Origin of the sequence: Comamonas serinivorans (assembly GCF_002158865.1) — a bacterium.
Classification (GTDB): domain Bacteria; phylum Pseudomonadota; class Gammaproteobacteria; order Burkholderiales; family Burkholderiaceae_C; genus Comamonas_E; species Comamonas_E serinivorans.
Genome location: NZ_CP021455.1, coordinates 3,309,635 through 3,324,035 on the forward strand (window position 1 = coordinate 3,309,635; position 14,401 = coordinate 3,324,035).

The window sequence follows — 14,401 nt, forward strand, 5'->3', positions numbered from 1 at the left end:
ACGAAGCCATACCCCTCAACGGCTCAGATCCACATCCAAGCCGCGGTACAGCCAGGGGACGTCCATGAGCCGCTCGCCCAACAGCCGCATCGCCAGGTTGCGCCCCCAGCGCACCGGGCCCGTGGCGTGGAAGATGCGACCGTTGCGGCGTGAACGGGCCTGCACGCGGGCGTTGCGCGCCCAGCGGTTCAGCGCGTAGTGGCGCAACAGGTTGTCCATGGGCACACCGGTTTCGGCCATGGCAAACGCACGCCCCAGGGCATGCGCGTCTTCGATCGCCATGCCGGCCCCTTGCGCGAGGTAAGGCCGCATGGGGTGGGCCGCGTCGCCCAGCAAGGCCACCAGGCCCTGCCCGTGGTCGTGCGGGCTCTGCATGGGCGCGCGGTCGTGCAAGGGCCACAGCCGCCAGTGCGGCACGGCCTCCACCAAGTCCCGCAAGGCCGGGGCGTGCCCCCGCAGCTGGGCCTGCAGCTGGGCGGCATGGGCGCTGTGGTCCCACGACCGCGGGTCGCCGGCCGGCTTCTCGCCCTCGACGATGACGACGAGGTTCAGCGCCTCCCCCGCGCTCACGGGATAGGCCACGGCATGCAGCCGGGGCGCCAGCCACACGCCCACCTGGCCGCTGCGCAGCCGCGCCGGCAGCTGCGCCTGCGGCACGGTGGCGCGGTAGGCCAGGTGGCCCGTGAACGCGGGCGCGCCGTCGTGCAGCAGTTGCTCGCGCACGCGGCTCCACAGGCCATCGGCCCCCAGCAGCACATCGCCCTCCACCGTGTGACAGCGGGTGCGGACAGTGGCTTCGGCTGGGCGGGTCGTGTGCCTCAGGTTCGCCGACACCTCCTCGTCGCCCCCGGCACGCGCCGGCTGCAGGGCCGCGCCGGCATCCGTGGCGGGCCCGGCGCCCACCGCGCCCGCCATGTCGGCTGGAACGGCGGGGTCCGGCACCGTGGCCACATCCAGCGACACCACGCCATCGCGCTGCCGGAAGCCCTGCACCTCGGTGTTCAACCGCAGCCAGACGCCCGGCAAAGGCGCCACCGCGCGCAGCAGCAGCGCGTGCAACGCCGCGCGGTGCACGGTGACGTAGGGCGCGCCGTAGCGCTGCAGGCAGCGGGCCCCCAAAGGCAAGGCCGCCAGGCTGGCGCCGCTGCGGCCATCGAAAGCCTGGATGCGATCGGGGTGGGCGGCCACGCGGTCCAGCTCGGGCATCAGCCCCCAGGCGGTGAGGATGCGCGTGACGTTGGGTCCCAGTTGAACGCCGGCGCCCACTTCCTCAAAAACGGGGGCCTGTTCATACAGGCGCACCTCCCAGCCGGCGCGGGCCGCTGCCAAGGTGGCGGCCAAGCCCCCAATGCCACCACCGGCCACCAGCATCTGTTTGTTCATGCCGAACGATTCTGCCATCATTTCAGGAGCAGGAAAACCAGCACACATGAGTCAGACGAACGCATGCATTTTTTTTCGCATGCCGGCCTCATGAACCGGTGCACGGGGTTGAATCCGCGGCCCCATGCTGCGCCCACCAGCCTCCGCGCCAAGCGGGCCGCGGCCGGCACGCGGCCCGCGTACCGACCGCCGCATGGGGTTGTCACCGACGGGCACGATCGGGTCACGGGTGTAGTCTGCCCGCGCTACGTGCCCGGAACCACCACAAGGAGACCCGATGCAGACCATGCACCCGCTGTTCCTGAGCCTGTTCGCCGCTGCCGCCCTGACCGCTTGCGGCGGGGGCGGCGATGACGACCATCCCAGCCCGGAACCCGAAGAAACGCGCGCGCAGGACAACCGCAACAGCTTCGCGCCCGCCGACCCCACGGCCACCACCTTCGCGGCCCTGGCCGCCACCGCCGACGACACCGTGGACATGACCACGACCAGCCGCTGGGCCGGGGTGCTGCAGGGCTCGGCCTACCGCATCGAGGTTCCGGCCAACTGGAACGGCCACCTGGTCATGTACGCCCATGGCTACGCCGGCACCGAAAACGCCTTGACCCTCTCCAACCCGTCCATCCGCCGGCATCTGATTCAGAACGGCTACGCCTGGGCGGCCTCGAGCTACAGCAAGAACTACTACGACGTGCGCGCCGGCGTCGAGGACACCAACGCGCTGGCCCTGGCCTTCAACCGCATCGCCGCCGAGCGCGGCCGTGCACTGGCCGCGCCCCAGCGCACCTACATCATCGGCCACTCCATGGGTGGCCACATCGCGGCCGCAGCGGTCGAGGCCGAAACCCAGACCACGGCCAACCACAAGGTCCGCTACGACGGGGCCGTGCCCATGTGCGGCGTGGTGGGCGATACCGAGCTGTTCGACTACTTCACCGCCGCGCAGGTCACCGCACAGGCCCTGGCTGGCGTGCCCAACCAGCCGCTGACCAACTGGTCGTCCATCTCGACGCAGGTGACCTCTGCGCTGTTCACCACCTTCCCGTCGGTGCCCACGGCCACAGGCCTGGCCTACCTGTCGGTGGTGCAAAACCTCACGGGCGGTCCACGGCCGCTGTTCGACCTGGGCGTGGCCGTGGGCGGTTCGTTCGCGCCCGTCTGGGGCGTTTTCGGCAGCGACGGCACGGTCAACGGCATCCTCAACCGCAGCGTGACCGACACCTCGCGCTTCACCTACGTGATCGACGGCGAGCCCGCTGCATCTGCCGCCCTGAACGCCGCGGTGCAGACCGTCCACCCCGTGCCCGACGCCAACCGCCTGCGCCGCGACGGCCTGCGCTGGATCCCCAAGACCGCGGGCCAGATCAACGTGCCCGTGGTCACGCTGCACACGCTGGGCGACCTGTACGTGCCCTTCAGCATGGAGCAGATCTACAACCGCCGCGTGGCCGCTCAGGGCAACAGCGGCAAGCTGGTGCAGCGGGCCATCCGGGGCGCGTCGCATTGCGACTTCACCGTGGCCGAGCAGGTCGAGGCCTTCGACGACATGGTGCAGTGGGAGCAAGGCGGGCCCAAGCCTGCCGGCGACGACGTGCTGACCGCCGCCACCGTGGCCGAGCCCACTTACGGCTGCCGCTTCACACGCAACACGTTGGGGCCGGACGACAGCGCCACGACGACGCAGCTGCGGGCGGTCATCGGCCAATACGCCGCCACCTGTCCCTGAGTAGGTGCCACGCGCCGGGCTGGCTGGTGACGCACAGCGGCCCGGCCGGGTGTATTGGCGGCGCAGGCCAGCCGAGCGCTTTCTGGACGCGTGGCAACCTGAACGACGTGCGGCAGCTGCAGCTTGAGTGGCCATCGGCCCGCGTGAGACAGCCAGCTGCGTGACCACGGTCGGACCAGGCCGTTGGACGGATGACTTCCGGGCATACGCGGCGTGCATGGTCTTGACCCCGATTGCACGGCGCATGGCCCGCCTGTCCAGGCACCCTTGACGAGCCCGCTCAGGACAGGTCAGGCCGGCCGCGACCAGCCTTGACCACCGCACGGCGGCTCTTGCCCGCCAGCCGGCGCAGCTGCGAACCCCGTGTGGGCCGGGTGGCCTTGCGGGCGCGCGGCGGCTGCGCCACGCCCTGCACCAGCTCGTGCAGGCGCGCCAGGGCATCCAGGCGGTTCAGCTCCTGCGTGCGGTGCCGCTGGGCCTTGAGCACCAGCACCCCGCCCTGCGTGATGCGGCTGTCGCGCGAGGCCAGCAGGCGCGCCTTCACGTCGTCCGGCAGCGACGACGCAGCGATGTTGAAGCGCAGGTGAATCGCGCTGGCCACCTTGTTGACGTTCTGCCCGCCTGCGCCCTGGGCGCGGATGGCCGTGATCTCGACCTCGGCCTCGTCGATGACCAGGGGCCGGCTCATGCCAGCGCCCGGCCGGCCATGGCCCGGCCCGCGGCACCATGCCGGCCCTGCAACGGCCCCAGCGTGGCGGCAGCGGGGCGCGAGCTGACGGCTGCCCTGGCATGCACGGTGGTGTGTGACGAGGCTTGCGCATACGCCAAGGCTTGCGCCATGCCGCTCGTCATGGCTGGCTTGCCCCCCGCCCCTGTCAGCCGGCCGCCATCCAAGCGGGGGCTAGGATGGGCGAAGACGGTCAGGTGCTGGCGGACCTGCGCGCCACCGACGATCACGTTTTCAACGGGCTGAACCATGGCCTTGTTGCCTCATGAAAAATGGCAGCATGCACGCATTGCCGTTGATGAATGAACGGCAATGCCCGTATACTGCCTTCAGCCTTGGGCTACAGACGAACCGCGGCGATCACGCCAGCAACTGGCGCAGCACAAAGGGCAGGATGCCGCCGTTCTGGAAGTACTCGACCTCAATCGGCGTGTCGATGCGCAGCGTCAGCGTGGTGGTCTGCCGGCTGCCATCGGCCCGCTCGATGATGAGCTGGGCGTCGCTTTGCGGCGCCAGGTCAGCCTGCGGCACAACGTGGATGAGCTCGTTGCCCGTCAGGCCCAGGCTCTCCCAGCTTTCGCCGGCCTTGAACTGCAGCGGCAGCACGCCCATGCCCACCAGGTTCGAGCGGTGGATGCGCTCGAAGCTGCGCGCCACCACGGCCTGAATGCCCAGCAACTGCGTGCCCTTGGCCGCCCAGTCGCGGCTGGAGCCCGTGCCGTACTCCTCGCCCGCGAACACCACCGTGCCCACGCCGGCGTCCTGGTACTTCATGGCTGCGTCGTAGATCGCCATCTTCTCGCCCGTGGGCTGGTACAGCGTCACCCCGCCCTCCTCGCGCGTGCCGTCAGGCTGCGGCGGGATCATGAGGTTCTTGATGCGCACGTTGGCAAAGGTGCCGCGCATCATCACGTCGTGGTTGCCCCGGCGCGAGCCATAGCTGTTGAAGTCGGCCTTCATCACGCCGTGCTCCTTGAGCCACAGGCCGGCCGGCGAGCTCTCCTTGATCGAGCCGGCCGGCGAGATGTGGTCGGTGGTGATGGAGTCGCCAAACAGGGCCATCACGCGCGCGCCACGCACGGCATGGGGCGAAGTCACATCGCCCTGCGGCTGGGGCAGGTCCAGCCCAAAGCCCTTGAAGAACGGCGGCTCGGCGATGTAGGTGCTGGAGGGCCAGTTGTAGACCTCGCCCGTCACGCCCTTGATCTTTTCCCACAGCTTGCCGGGCTCGCTCTTGACCAGGCCGTAGTTCTCCCGGTAGGCCTTGCCCTTGAGCGCGAACTTCAGCAGCTGGTAGATCTCGTCGCTGCTGGGCCAGATGTCGCCCAGGAACACGTCCTTGCCACCCTTGCCCTTGCCCACGGGCTGCGTCATCAGGTCCACGCGCACGTTGCCGGCGATGGCGTAGGCCACGACCAGCGGCGGGCTGGCCAGGAAGTTCGCCTTCAGGTTGGGGTGGATGCGGGCCTCGAAGTTGCGGTTGCCCGACAGCACGGCCGCGCACACCAGGTCGTTGGCGACGATGGCCTCGTTGATCTCGGGCGCCAGGTCACCGGCGTTGCCGATGCAGGTGGTGCACCCGTAGCCGGCCAGCGCGAATCCGAGTTTGGCCAGGTACGGCAGCAGGCCGGTCTCGCTGAGGTACTCGGTCACGATGCGCGAGCCGGGCGCGAGCGAGGTCTTGATGTGCGGCTTGACCGTGAGGCCCGCCTCGACCGCCTTCTTGGCCAGCAGGCCCGCGGCCAGCATCACGCTGGGGTTGGAGGTGTTGGTGCAGCTGGTGATGGCCGCGATCAGCACGTCGCCATTGCCGATCGACACCCGCCCCTGCTCATCGAGCAGGCAGACCTCTTCCGGAGCGGCCACGGCCGGCAGGTCGACGCGGTTGCCGCTCATCTCGGCCACGTTGCGTGCCGCACCGGCGGGCGTGGCCTTCGCCTTGGCCGCGGGCTGGCTGAGCTCGGCGCCGCAGTCCAGCGGCACGCGCCGATCCAGCTCGTCCTGCGGGCGGTTGAACCCGTTGTTCGCCATGGGGGCTGAGAACAGCGTGGTGAACTGGTTCGCCACGTGGCCGATCTCGATGCGGTCCTGCGGGCGCTTGGGGCCGGCCAGGCTGGGCGCCACCGTGCTCAGGTCCAGCGAGACCACGTGCGTGTAGTCGATCTCGCCCTTGCCCGGCACGCCGAACAAGCCCTGCGCCTTGAAATAGGCCTCGAACAGCTCGATCTCGCTCTTCTTGCGACCCGTGCCCTGGAAGTAATCCAGCGTGCGCTCGTCCACGGGAAAGAAGCCCATGGTGGCGCCGTACTCGGGCGCCATGTTGGCGATGGTGGCGCGGTCGGGCACGGTCAGGCTGCGCGTGCCTTCGCCAAAGAACTCGACAAACTTGCCGACCACCTTCTCCTTGCGCAGGATCTCGGTCACGGTCAGCACCAGGTCGGTGGCGGTCACGCCCTCGCGCAGCGCCCCCGTCAGCTCGAACCCCACCACATCGGGGGTCAGGAAGTAGACCGGCTGCCCCAGCATCGCGGCTTCGGCCTCGATGCCGCCCACACCCCAGGCCACCACGCCCACGCCATTGATCATGGTCGTGTGGCTGTCGGTGCCCACCAGGCTGTCGGGGTAGTACACGTCAGATGCCGTTTCTTTGTAAACGCCACGCGCCAGGTACTCCAGGTTCACCTGGTGAACGATGCCAAAGCCGGGCGGCACCACGCCAAAGGTGTCGAAGGCCTGCATGCCCCACTTCATGAACTGGTAGCGCTCCTTGTTGCGGTTGAACTCCAGCTTCATGTTCAGGTCGAGCGCATCCTTGCGGCCGTAGTAATCGACCATCACCGAGTGGTCGACCACCAGGTCCACGGGCACCAGCGGCTCGATGCGGCGCGGGTCCTTGCCCAGCGCCTTGGCCGTCGACCGCATGGCCGCCAGATCGGCCAGCAGCGGCACGCCGGTGAAGTCCTGCAGCACCACGCGGGCCACGGTGAAGGGAATCTCATCGGTGCGGGGGGCCGTGGGCTGCCAGTTCGCCACCTGGGCCACGTGATCGACCGTGACCTTGTTGCCATCGCAGTGGCGCAGCACCGACTCGAGCACGATGCGAATCGACACCGGCAAGCGGTTCACTGCGGGGAATTGCTTGGCCAAAGCCGGCAGCGAGTAATACTGGCCCGACTTGCCCGAGCGGGTCTTGAATTTCTTCAGCGTGGCCGCGAAGGCGTGCTTGGCAGGCTTGCTGGCCTTCGCGCCGGACTTGGCTCGCGCTGCGGCGCTGGATTTCGCTGGGGCTTTGGACTTCACGGCTGTCATCTTGGGGATCCTTATCGAAGTTCCGATTGGGCGCCCCGCTGCTGCGTCACGCCCGCTCTGGCACCGATTGTGCAACTCCTTGACGCTTCCCGCCGCCGCGGGCGGCGAGCACCGCACGGGGCGTCATGGCATGGCCTGTCCCACACTCACCTTGAAAGCAGTATGGGCCGGTTGTCGTTCAAATTTGAACGGCAACCGGCCCATACTGGGTATAGCGATGAGAAGCTCAGCGCGCCGGCAGGTAGCGCGACGGATCGGTGGGCTTGCCCTGGCGGCGAACCTCGAAATGCAGCTTCACGCGGTCGGCATCGGTGTTGCCCATTTCGGCGATCTTCTGGCCCTTGGTCACGGACTGGTCTTCCTTGACCAGCAGGGCGCGGTTGTGCGCATAGGCCGTCAGGTAGGTGTTGTTGTGCTTGAGGATGATGAGCTGGCCGTAGCCGCGCAGGCCGGAGCCCGCATACACCACCTTGCCGTCTGCCGCGGCCACCACGGGGTCGCCCGCCTTGCCGGCGATGTCGATGCCCTTGTTCTTGGCTTCGTCGTAGCCGGCAATGATGCTGCCCGACGCGGGCCAGATGAAGGCGACTTCTTCGCCCCCCGTGGCGCGCGGCTGCGTGGGCGCAGGCGCCGGCGAAGCCGAGCCGGCCGCAGGCAACTCGCTCACGCTGGGCGCCGGGGCAGGCGCGGCGGCCACGACCGGTGCACTCGGGGCGGCACCGGGCGGCGGCGACACGCGCAGGACCTGGCCCACTTCGATGGCGTTCGGATCGGGCACCACGTGGGCGTTCCAGCGGATCACATCGCGCCAGTTCTGGCCGTGGTCGAGCGCGATCTTGCGCACGGTGTCGCCGCGCTGCACAGTGTAGTAACCGGGCTTGCCCATGTTTTCGTAGCCGGGCAAGCTGCGGGGATCAACCTGATTGACCGTCGGCGCGGGCGCTGCGCCCGCCGTCTGTCCGCGATCTTCCACTGGGGCGCGTGTGGGGCTGGAGCTGCACCCCGCAATTGCGGCCAACATGGCCGCCAAGGCCACCCCGTTCCAAGCTGATCGAAAGCCTGCGTTCATACCGTGTTCCTCTTCAAGCAACCCCGGATTTTAAAGGGACGAACAAAACGGCCTCGAGAACGCGCTGGGTAAAGCCCTGCGGCGTGCGCTCCACCACCATCAACGACTGTGTACCCGGCCCCGTGACGGTGGGGGCCACGAGGCGTCCGCCCACGGCGAGCTGCGCCAGCCAGGTCTGGGGAATGGCATCGCCCCCGGCGGCCGAAATGATGGCGGCATACGGTGCGCCCTGGGGGTAGCCCAGGTTGCCGTCACCCATCAGGAGGTGGATGTTGGGGATGCGCAGCGTGCGCAGGTTTTCGCGCGCCTTGTCGTGCATGGCGCGCAGGCGCTCCATGCTGTAGACCTCGGTCGCCAGCTCGCTGAGCACGGCCGCCTGGTAGCCGCATCCGGTACCGATTTCGAGCACGCGCCCGAGCCGGCCGCTGTGGCCCTCGCGCAGCAGGCTCAGCATGCGCGCCACCACACCGGGTTTGGAGATGGTCTGGCCCAGGCCGATCGGCAGCGACGTGTCTTCGTAGGCCTGACCCTCCAGCGCGGGATCGATGAAGCGGTGGCGCTCGACCTTGCCCATGGCCGTCAGCACCGCCAGGTCCTGAACGCCCTGCTGCGCCAGCAGCTGCAGCAGACGCTGGCGCGGCGCCGCCCGGTCGCCCGAGACGGTCGGCAGCGCGAAACCCGGCGGCCAGGCGGGGGGCGCTGCGCCTGGCGCGGGCGCGGGGCGCGGCCGAGCACTCGCCGTGGGCGCCTGCGCCGCCGGCTTGCCCCCCAGATCGAGCCGCGCCGGAAAGCGGGGACGCTGAGGCTCGTTCATGTCTGCTGCTGCGACGGCGATCGCATGCTGTGCAAGGCCTGCGACCAATACGCCAGGTCCTGATGCGCGGTGAGGTCCACCATCAAGGGCGTGATGGCGACATGGCCTTGCGCCGTGGCGTGGAAATCGGTGCCGGGTGCGCCATCCATGGTGGCCCCGGCGGCACCGATCCAGTACATGGTGTCGCCGCGCGGGCTCAGCTGCTGAATCACGCGCTCAGCGCTGTGCCGCCGGCCCAGGCGGCAGATCTTGGGCGGCTGCAAGTCGCCCAGCGGCACGCTGGGCACGTTGACGTTGAGCAGCCACGGCGGCGGCACGCGGTGCTCGTGCTTGCGTCGCGCCACCATGGGGGCCAGGTCCTGTATCAGCGCCTTGGCGGCGGCCACGGCCGTGTCGAGGTGGGGCCAGCCCTTGTCGACCAGCGAAAACGCGATCGCCGGGATGCCGAACAGGTAGCCCTCCATGGCCGCGCCCACGGTGCCCGAATAGATGGTGTCGTCACCCATGTTGGCGCCGTTGTTGATCCCCGAAATCACGAGGTCGGGCGTGTAGTCGAGCAAGCCCGTGAGCGCGATGTGCACGCAATCGGCAGGCGTGCCGTTCACGTAGCGCACGCCCTCACCGGCCTGATGCACGTACAGCGGCGCGTTCAGCGTCAGCGCGTTCGACTTGGCGCTGTTGTTGTGCTCGGGGGCCACCACCTCCACGTCGGCGATGTCCTTGAGCGCGGCGAACAAGGCCATCAGGCCCAAGGCCTGGTGGCCATCGTCATTGCTCAACAAGATCTTCATTTGCAAGCAATTGTAGGGGGTGCGCCAGCGCCTGCGGCCCGCCGCCCAGATGGCTTGCCCAGCCGGCCGCAAGCGTCCGCACACCGGCCGCCGGCCGGGCTTTGCGCACCAATCGCCCATGGGACAAGCCCCTGAGCCTGGCCGCCTATGATGCGGCGAGCCGCCTGGCCGACTGAGCAGATCAGCGGTCGGGCGCCCTGTTTTCACCTTGTTTTACCGGAGACCTCATGCACGGCTGGTTCTGCCCCAATCCCACTGGCGTTGACACCCTGGAATGGCGCGAAGCGCCCGATCCACAGCCCGGCCCCGGCCAGGTGCGCGTGCGCGTGCATGCCGCCAGCCTGAATTTCCCCGACCTGCTCATCGTCGAAAACAAGTACCAGTTCAAGCCCGAGCCGCCGTTCGTGCCGGGCTCGGAATTCGCCGGCGTGGTCGAGGCCGTGGGCGAAGGGGTCACCACCCTCAAGGTGGGGCAGCGCGTGGCCGCCCTGGGCGGGCACGGCGGCTTTGGCACCCACGCCCTGGCGATGGAAGGCAAGTGCGTGGCCCTGCCCGACGACTTCCCCTTCGTCGACGGCGCGGCCTTCGTCATGACCTACGGCACCACGCAGCATGCGCTGTTCGACCGCGGCCGCCTGCAGGCCGGTGAAACGCTGCTGGTACTGGGCGCCGTGGGTGGCGTGGGTTCGGCCGCCGTGCAGCTGGGCAAGGTGGCCGGTGCCAAGGTGATCGCCGCGGCCTCGACCGACGAGAAGTGCGCCATCGCCAAGCAGCTGGGCGCCGACGAAACCATCAACTACAGCACCGAAGACCTGCGTGAAGCCCTCAAGCGCCTCACGGGCGGCAAGGGTCCGGACGTGATCTACGACCCCGTGGGCGACAAGTTCGCCGAGCCGGCCTTCCGCTCCATCGCCTGGCGTGGCCGCTACCTGGTCATCGGCTTCGCCGGTGGCGACATCCCCAAGCTGCCGCTGAACCTGCCGCTGCTCAAGAGCGCCGACATCGTGGGCGTGTTCTGGGGCGAGTACGCGCGCCGCGAACCCGAGGCCTACGCCAAGGACAAGGCCGAGCTGCTGCAGTGGTACAAGGAAGGCAAGATCAAGCCGCTGATCGACCAGACCATGCCCATGCACAAGCTGCACGACGCCTACGCCTACATGGCCTCGCGCGGCGTCAAGGGCAAACTGGTGCTGGTGAACGAAGGCTGAGCGCAGCCCGCCGTGCACCCTGAAGGCGCCTGCGGGCGCCTTTTTCATGCGCGCCTCACAGGCAGAGCCGATCACCTCGCGCATCAGGTGCCGCTGCACCACGTCTGCGCCATGGGCCCGGGGGCCACGTGAACGCGCGTTTGGGGTCACAACCCAGATCCTCTCGATCACCCGCACCCCGCCGGCCCGCGCAGGTGCCCCGCAGTCGGCCCGTCGGCCGCGCACCTGCCCCTTCGGTGGCCGCGGCCAGCATGACCTTCCCCCGCACCGGTCAAACGACCGCGCTGCCGCTTGGGGCGATGCACGCCGTGGACAGATGCCATCCGCCCTCTTCCCGTCCATCCGACTCACGTTCCAGTACGCCGCCCTTCTCCCTTTCGAGACCGAATCATCCGGTGTCCCCCGCGTGTCACAGCGTGCCTGGCGCGGCGCATTTGGCGCTGGTCTTCAATCGTTTCTCAGAAATAGAATTCTTGTTCTCATTTGTGACTGCGTTGGCACGACGCGCAGGCCGCAACGAGGCATGACAAAGCAATTCAAACATCAGGAGACTGTTCGTGACGCAACGCATCAACATCCGGCAGATGGCCGACGACGCGCCCATGGGGCCGCTGCAGAAATGGCTGGTCGCCCTGTGCGCCCTCATCCTGCTCATCGATGGCTATGACCTCACGGTCATCGGCGTGGCCCTGCCCTCGCTGATGGCCGATCTGAAGATCGAGGCCGGCGCCGCCGGCGTGCTGGCCAGCGCCGCGCTCGTGGGCATGATGCTCGGCGCCATGGTGCTGGGCACGCTGGCCGACCGCATCGGCCGCGTGAAGGCCATCGCCATCAGCGTGTTCATTTTCAGCGTGTTCACCGCCGCTTGTGGCCTGGCCACCGACGTGTGGACCTTCGGCGTGCTGCGCTTCATCGCCGGCCTGGGCCTGGGCGGCGTGGTGCCGGCGGTCACGGCCACCATCGCCGAGTTCGCGCCACGCCGATCGCGCTCGTTCATCACCACCGCGGTGTTCGCCGCCTATGCCCTGGGCGGCGTGCTGGCCGCGCTGCTGGGCCGCTCGCTGCTGGACAGTTTCGGCTGGCAGATCGTGTTCTACCTCGCCGGCCTGCCGGTGCTGCTGATTCCCGTGCTGCTGAAGTACCTGCCCGAATCGGCCGCTGTGCTGCAAAGCCGCAACGACCAAACCGCCCTGCGCGCGCTGGCGCGACGCATCGTGCCCCAGCAGGCCCTGCCCGCCGATGCCGAGGTGTTCGCGCCGCAGCCCCAGCAACAGGCCAAGGTGCCACTGGCCCGGTTGTTCCAGGACGGCCGGGGCTTCAGCACGGTGATGCTGTGGGTGGGCTTCTTCTCGGGCCTGTTCATGCTGTATGCGCTCAACTCGTGGCTGACCAAACTCATGGCCATGGCGGGCTACAGCCTCAAATCGGCCCTCATGTTCCTGCTGCTGCTCAACTGCGGCTCGGCCCTGGGCAGCTTTGGCAGCGGCTGGCTGGCCGATCGCCTGGGCATGAAGCGCGTATTGACCACCATGCTGGTGTGCGGCGCCGTCGCCACGGCCATGCTGGCGCAGCAGATGTCCCCCAACATGGTGGCGCTGCTGGTCTTCATCGTCGGCTTCACCATGTCCGGCGGCCAGGGCCTGGCCTATGCCTATGTGGGGCAGTACTACCCGGTGGACATCGGGGCCACGGGCGTGGGCATGGCCGCCGGCGTGGGGCGCATTGGCGGCATCGCCGCGCCCATCATCATCGGCACGCTGATCGCGATGGAGCTGCCGCACGCGCAGAACTTCTACGTCATCGCCGCCTTCGGCCTGCTGCAGGCGCTGGCCTTCAGCCTCATCAACAACCGCGTGGCCGCGTTCAGCCAACAGCAACAGCCGGCCTGATTGCGGCAGTTCCAGTTATTCAAGGCAGTATGGCCTTGTTGCCCTTTTTTATACAACGGAAAATGGGCCATACTGCCACCCATCACTGCTTCAGCACAACGGAGTCCTCATGACCATCCTTCACGGCAAAACCATCGTCGTCACCGGTGCCGGCTCGGGCATCGGCCGGGCCACCGCCCGCCTGCTGGCCCAGCAGGGTGCCACCGTCTTCGCCACCGACCTGAACCCGGCCGGCCTGGCCGAAACCGCCGCCGACCTGGGTGACCAGGCCGGCGCCTTCCACACCTTGACGCACGACGTCACCGAGCAAGCCGACTGGGACCGCGTGTTCGCCCAGGTGGCGCAGCAGGCCAACGGGCAGCTGCACGGCCTGGTGAACAACGCCGGCATCATGCTCGCCGGGCCGTTCGACCAGGCCTCGGTGGCCGACCTGCAGCGCCAATACCGCATCAACGTGGAAGGCCCGTTCATGGGCATGCAGGGTGCCCTGCCCCTGATGCGCGCGGCCGTGCAGGCCCAGGGCGGCACGGCCTCCATCGTCAACGTCTCGTCCATCTTCGGCCAGATCGCCGGCCAGCGCTATGCGGCCTATTCCGCCAGCAAGGGCGCCATCCTCATGCTGACCAAGGCCGCCGCCGTGGAACTGGCGCCCGACGGCATCCGCGTCAACAGCGTGCACCCCGGCCCCACCCTCACCGCCCTGGGCGCGGCGCACGAGCCCCCGCGCGACGCGCAAGGCCGGCCCCTGAGCCGCGACGAGGCCCTGGCGCAGTGGTCCAGCCGCATCCCCATGCGGCGCCTGGGCCAGGCGGACGAGATCGCCGGCACCATCGCCTTCCTGCTCAGCGACGCGGCCGCCTACACCAGCGGCGCCGAGCTGGTCGTCGACGGCGCCTACTCGGCGTGCTGACCGGCCGACCGCCGATCGCACAATGGGCCGCCCACACCCGGAGACGCCATGACTTCCGCCCCGACCTCCTCGTCCACCCTTCACGCCGGCGGCTGCCTGTGCGGCCAGCGGCGCTACCGCATCGCCGGCGAGCTGCCTGCCGTCGTCGCATGCCATTGCAGCCATTGCCGGCGCACCTCGGGCAGCGCCTACTCCCTCAACCTGGTGCTGGATGAGGCGCAGGTCAGCTGGGACGGCCTGCCACCGGCGGCCTACGCCGACCAGCCCGAATCGGGCCACACGCTGGAGCGGCTGTTCTGCGACCGCTGCGGCTCGTCGCTGGCCTCGCGCGCCGGCCTGATGCCGGGCAAGCTCATCGTCAAGCTCGGCAGCCTGGACGCCCCGCCTGCCGACGCGCCGCGCATGCAGGTCTGGACCGACTCCGCCCTGCCCTGGGCGGTGTTTGCCGGCCTGCCCAGCGCCGCCAAGGGGCGCTGACACGCAGGCCGGGCGGCGGGGGGCACCGCTCGCCGCACCCGGCATGACTGGCCGATGTCGGCGCAGGCCGCTCACGCGTGGTGCCCAACACATCGCGC

At 68.9% G+C, this 14,401-nt stretch carries 12 protein-coding genes; 5 read left to right on the plus strand and 7 right to left on the minus strand.

Annotated features, from left to right (window positions below; translation table 11 throughout):
- Nucleotides 1–15: 15 nt before the first annotated feature.
- Nucleotides 16–1,383 carry an FAD-dependent monooxygenase gene (locus tag CCO03_RS14080; protein ID WP_169717476.1) on the minus strand — a complete coding sequence of 456 codons (1,368 nt, stop codon included), beginning with the start codon at nt 1,381–1,383 and terminating at the stop codon, nt 16–18.
- Nucleotides 1,384–1,660: 277 nt separating this feature from the next.
- Between CCO03_RS14080 and CCO03_RS14085 the strand changes: the two genes are divergently transcribed.
- Nucleotides 1,661–3,109 carry an alpha/beta hydrolase family protein gene (locus tag CCO03_RS14085; protein WP_418236027.1) on the plus strand — a complete coding sequence of 483 codons (1,449 nt, stop codon included), beginning with the start codon at nt 1,661–1,663 and terminating at the stop codon, nt 3,107–3,109.
- A 280-nt stretch (nt 3,110–3,389) separates the two neighbouring features.
- Here CCO03_RS14085 and arfB read toward each other — a convergent pair whose 3' ends face one another.
- The 6 genes from arfB to surE form a co-directional block, all read right to left on the minus strand.
- The gene (arfB, locus tag CCO03_RS14090) at nt 3,390–3,797 is read right to left on the minus strand and encodes an alternative ribosome rescue aminoacyl-tRNA hydrolase ArfB (RefSeq protein ID WP_087282050.1); all 408 of its coding nucleotides are present in this window, start codon (nt 3,795–3,797) and stop codon (nt 3,390–3,392) included.
- Entirely contained in the window at nt 3,794–4,087 is a 294-nt protein-coding gene (locus CCO03_RS19840) for a hypothetical protein (protein WP_157667691.1), read from the minus strand. Before CCO03_RS19840 ends, arfB begins: the two co-directional genes overlap by 4 nt.
- Nucleotides 4,088–4,196: 109 nt before the next feature.
- Nucleotides 4,197–7,145: an aconitate hydratase gene (locus CCO03_RS14095; protein ID WP_087282052.1), complete on the minus strand. Its 2,949-nt coding sequence runs from the start codon at nt 7,143–7,145 to the stop codon at nt 4,197–4,199.
- 226 nt (nt 7,146–7,371) lie between these two features.
- The gene (locus tag CCO03_RS14100) at nt 7,372–8,214 is read right to left on the minus strand and encodes a peptidoglycan DD-metalloendopeptidase family protein (protein ID WP_236903840.1); all 843 of its coding nucleotides are present in this window, start codon (nt 8,212–8,214) and stop codon (nt 7,372–7,374) included.
- Between the two features lie 13 nt (nt 8,215–8,227).
- Nucleotides 8,228–9,028: a protein-L-isoaspartate(D-aspartate) O-methyltransferase gene (locus CCO03_RS14105; RefSeq protein WP_087282054.1), complete on the minus strand. Its 801-nt coding sequence runs from the start codon at nt 9,026–9,028 to the stop codon at nt 8,228–8,230.
- The gene (surE, locus tag CCO03_RS14110) at nt 9,025–9,819 is read right to left on the minus strand and encodes a 5'/3'-nucleotidase SurE (RefSeq protein ID WP_087282056.1); all 795 of its coding nucleotides are present in this window, start codon (nt 9,817–9,819) and stop codon (nt 9,025–9,027) included. Before surE ends, CCO03_RS14105 begins: the two co-directional genes overlap by 4 nt.
- Before the next feature lie 227 nt (nt 9,820–10,046).
- Between surE and CCO03_RS14115 the strand changes: the two genes are divergently transcribed.
- The 4 genes from CCO03_RS14115 to CCO03_RS14130 all read left to right on the plus strand — a co-directional run bounded on the left by CCO03_RS14115 (nt 10,047) and on the right by CCO03_RS14130 (nt 14,303).
- Nucleotides 10,047–11,027, plus strand: a complete 981-nt coding sequence (locus CCO03_RS14115; RefSeq protein WP_087282058.1) for an NADPH:quinone oxidoreductase family protein — start codon at nt 10,047–10,049, stop codon at nt 11,025–11,027.
- A gap of 557 nt (nt 11,028–11,584) precedes the next feature.
- Entirely contained in the window at nt 11,585–12,916 is a 1,332-nt protein-coding gene (locus tag CCO03_RS14120) for an MFS transporter (protein ID WP_236903842.1), read from the plus strand.
- 109 nt (nt 12,917–13,025) lie between these two features.
- Nucleotides 13,026–13,826, plus strand: a complete 801-nt coding sequence (locus tag CCO03_RS14125) for an SDR family NAD(P)-dependent oxidoreductase (RefSeq protein WP_087282062.1) — start codon at nt 13,026–13,028, stop codon at nt 13,824–13,826.
- 48 nt (nt 13,827–13,874) lie between these two features.
- Entirely contained in the window at nt 13,875–14,303 is a 429-nt protein-coding gene (locus CCO03_RS14130; protein ID WP_087282064.1) for a GFA family protein, read from the plus strand.
- Nucleotides 14,304–14,401 lie beyond the last annotated feature (98 nt).

Coding starts and splice junctions, on each gene's coding strand:
- CCO03_RS14125 (WP_087282062.1), top strand. CDS start 13,026: ATGACCATCCTTCACGGCAAAACCATCGTCGTCACCGGTGCCGGCTCG.
- CCO03_RS19840 (WP_157667691.1), bottom strand. CDS start 4,087: ATGGTTCAGCCCGTTGAAAACGTGATCGTCGGTGGCGCGCAGGTCCGC.
- arfB (WP_087282050.1), bottom strand. CDS start 3,797: ATGAGCCGGCCCCTGGTCATCGACGAGGCCGAGGTCGAGATCACGGCC.
- CCO03_RS14100 (WP_236903840.1), bottom strand. CDS start 8,214: ATGAACGCAGGCTTTCGATCAGCTTGGAACGGGGTGGCCTTGGCGGCC.
- CCO03_RS14080 (WP_169717476.1), bottom strand. CDS start 1,383: ATGAACAAACAGATGCTGGTGGCCGGTGGTGGCATTGGGGGCTTGGCC.
- CCO03_RS14085 (WP_418236027.1), top strand. CDS start 1,661: ATGCAGACCATGCACCCGCTGTTCCTGAGCCTGTTCGCCGCTGCCGCC.
- CCO03_RS14105 (WP_087282054.1), bottom strand. CDS start 9,028: ATGAACGAGCCTCAGCGTCCCCGCTTTCCGGCGCGGCTCGATCTGGGG.
- surE (WP_087282056.1), bottom strand. CDS start 9,819: ATGAAGATCTTGTTGAGCAATGACGATGGCCACCAGGCCTTGGGCCTG.
- CCO03_RS14130 (WP_087282064.1), top strand. CDS start 13,875: ATGACTTCCGCCCCGACCTCCTCGTCCACCCTTCACGCCGGCGGCTGC.
- CCO03_RS14095 (WP_087282052.1), bottom strand. CDS start 7,145: ATGACAGCCGTGAAGTCCAAAGCCCCAGCGAAATCCAGCGCCGCAGCG.
- CCO03_RS14115 (WP_087282058.1), top strand. CDS start 10,047: ATGCACGGCTGGTTCTGCCCCAATCCCACTGGCGTTGACACCCTGGAA.